General features: G+C 36.3%; 3 protein-coding genes and 1 pseudogene. 2 read left to right on the forward strand and 2 right to left on the reverse strand.

The features are described 5' to 3' along the window. Positions 1–568 (forward strand): DUF4351 domain-containing protein (locus ACIR131C_RS0100720; protein WP_028088691.1); only part of this gene is annotated, 568 nt, incomplete at its 5' end. Positions 569–640: 72 nt separating this feature from the next. On the opposite strand, the gene ACIR131C_RS0100725 is transcribed toward ACIR131C_RS0100720, so the two are convergent. After that, positions 641–1,600 carry an RpnC/YadD family protein gene (locus ACIR131C_RS0100725; protein ID WP_028088692.1) on the reverse strand — a complete coding sequence of 320 codons (960 nt, stop codon included), beginning with the start codon at positions 1,598–1,600 and terminating at the stop codon, positions 641–643. A 79-nt stretch (positions 1,601–1,679) separates the two neighbouring features. Then, positions 1,680–1,775 (reverse strand): annotated as a pseudogene (locus tag ACIR131C_RS26430) (YdcF family protein); the annotation flags it as partial. A gap of 214 nt (positions 1,776–1,989) precedes the next feature. Between ACIR131C_RS26430 and ACIR131C_RS21410 the strand changes: the two are divergent. Then, the gene (locus tag ACIR131C_RS21410) at positions 1,990–2,595 is read left to right on the forward strand and encodes a methyltransferase domain-containing protein (RefSeq protein WP_269208794.1); all 606 of its coding nucleotides are present in this window, start codon (positions 1,990–1,992) and stop codon (positions 2,593–2,595) included. Positions 2,596–2,871: the final 276 nt, after the last annotated feature.

Below are 2,871 nucleotides of genomic sequence, written 5' to 3' on the forward strand. Positions count from 1 at the left end.
TCGTCATGACCTGGGTTCAGAAATCCCTTACCAATTCCAGTTAGATAAACAAGTCCAAAGACTCTACTTACAAGACCTGCTACATCAAAATCCCCTCAGTCCCAATTTAGCATTACTGCAACTGATTATCCTCCCGAAAACAAAAACCGTTCAAGCCGCTCAAAACCTACTAGAAAGTAGTAAAGGTCAAGCAGAATTTAGACAAAAACTTGATTTAGTTGAAGCTATACTGGTAAACAAATTCCCTAACCTGAGTTTGGAGGAAATATTAAAAATGTTAGACCTAAAAACCGCTGATATTACTCAAACCCGTTTTTATCGAGATGTTTTCCAATTAGGTAGACAGGAAGGTGAGCAAAAAGGTAGACAGGAAGGTGAGCAGGAAGGGAAAGCAAAACTGATTATCCGTCAGTTAAAACATCGTTTTGGAGTAATGACCCCAAATCAAGAAACCCAAATTCGCACTTTATCCGTTCCCATGCTGGAAGCATTAGGAGAAGTCCTCCTTGATTTTATCAACCCCACAGACCTAGATACTTGGTTAAGTACCCAGGAGAATCTGAAGTGATAATCGACCTTGCTGAATTGAATAAGGATTTTAACTTGATCCAGGCAGGAAACTGATTTCTCCCTCCGAAATCTATTGAAATCGGGCTAACAACTGCTCACGAGATAAACTAGACAACTGCAACAGCAAGGTAGTATATTCGTGAGGTGTTAAATTTAATACAGGCTGAACAACTGCCGCTAATTGCTCGTCTATAAAGCCAAATCGCGCTAAAAGCAGGTTTTCTACTATTTGCCGTCTTTCCTGTTCCTTGCCTATCTCCTTACCTATTTCCTTGCCTATCTCCTTACCTATTTCCTTGCCTATTTCCTTACCGCGCTCTAAACCACGAAGCTCCGTTATCCGTTCCCACTCTAAATAAGCTGGTGTTAAATTCATTATTAACTCCCTATCTTCAACATCAATCTCATTGCTTATTTCCATAGTAATCTTCCAAGTCCCTAACAACTTTAAAATAGTATAGCGTTTTTTATCATCTTCGGGTAAAGCAATTACTTCATTAATTGCAGCTTGTTGAATTATTCCTTTACCTAAAATCCTCAACCAGAGAGTTTCTGGAGTATTCGCTAACTTATCAATCACAATTACTCCAGTCAGCAGTAATGGTGACGGAAAGTAAATACCCGGTAGCCAGTTTTCATCCTCACTGGCCATAAATTTATTCAGCAGTTTATCAGAACAAGAAGTAGCAATAATCCACAATCTTGGTAGTTCATGGTCAGGAATACTTTTTTTATCTCGTTTGGCTTGACGTTGTAAATCTGCTTCTAGGTGGAATAGTTTGGCTAAACAACTGCGGATTTCTCTTTCTGTTGGTTGCTTGCGAAAGGGTTCTAATAAACAACTGGTTACAGCAATTTTATTTAAAATACCGAAATTTTCTGACTGATGCTGTTGAGTAGATGGTGTAAACCAAATATCAACAAATCTGGGTTCTCCAGGTATTTCATAATTTATTCGCACCTCACCCAAGGAGGATAGAAATTCTGCAAATAACTGTTTGGAAAATTGATCAAATGGGTTTTTAGTCATTTATGGTGATACACTGACCACTAAATTTAGATCTATTTTATCCACAATGAGCTAATTTATGGAATTTAATCACAAAAAAAGGTACAGCAAGAGGTGTAACCACAATCCCTTGACTACCAAGGACAATAGTAGCAATCGCTTTTGACCTCCTAATATGATAATCTGATGTTATCAAAGCTTTGCTATCTAAAACGATCCCCCAATACTATAATCAAAGATTCTGAGTTGTTTACTAAAACATGGGAGTAAGACATGAATAATAATAAAATTCGCAAATTAACCAATCAATAGAGAAATTTGATAGAGAATATGTTAATGATTCTCAATGGAGAACAATTCAAAATCTAATTAATAAATCTTTTCCCCAAAATAACTTTTCTGTTCTTGACATTGGTGGTGGGAATGGAAAATTTGCCGACCTAATATTAGAAACATATCCTTTGTCAACTGTAACTATATTAGATAATAGTGAGCTTATTTTATCTTTAAATAAGACCGACGCAAGAAAAAAAATCATTTTGGGTTCTGTAGAAAATTTAACAGAAATTCTTGTGAATTGCAAGTACGATTTGATTTTCTTTAATTGGACACTTCATCATTTTGTGAAAGATTCTTATACAGAAACGAGAAAAACCCAAATTGAAGTGCTTGTTAATGCAGGTACTTTACTATCAAGTATTGGTTATATTTCTGTTTTTGAAAATATATATGATGGTATTTTTTTCAAGAATTTACCGAGTTATCTTATATTCTATCTTACGTCTAACAAAACTCTTGCCCATCTAGTGAAAAAAATGGGCGCTAATACGGCAGGATGTGGAGTTTGTTTTTTATCAGAAAAACAATGGCATAAGACTTTCGAGAAAGCATCATTAATTGTTTCAGAATATACAGATTTTGAGAGGTGGCGTGTCATAATTCCACGCAGGATTTTTCTACACATCGGACCAGTTAGGGTCGGTCATTTTTGGTTAAGCAAGAAAGTGTTAAACTAATAACAGAGTAAATAGAACGGGAGGGATCTATACTAGAAACCACTTTCACTATCATGGTAAAAGTTTAAATCTCACCCGTGTTTAGTATAACACGAAAATTGCTTGAGTACGGAAGTTTGGTGAAAAGCGATCGCGTCAGTGCTGCACCTTAGGCTAATCTTAAACCCCTCTCAGCAGTGCTTATGCGAGATGCTTGCAGCAGTACCTTGCGATCGCTCATGTAGTAAAATGTAAATAAGCATGAAGACCGATAAGCTATTTTACCGCATATTTCTC

The sequence above is a fragment of the Dolichospermum circinale AWQC131C genome (assembly GCF_000426905.1).
Taxonomy (GTDB): Bacteria; Cyanobacteriota; Cyanobacteriia; order Cyanobacteriales; family Nostocaceae; genus Dolichospermum; species Dolichospermum circinale.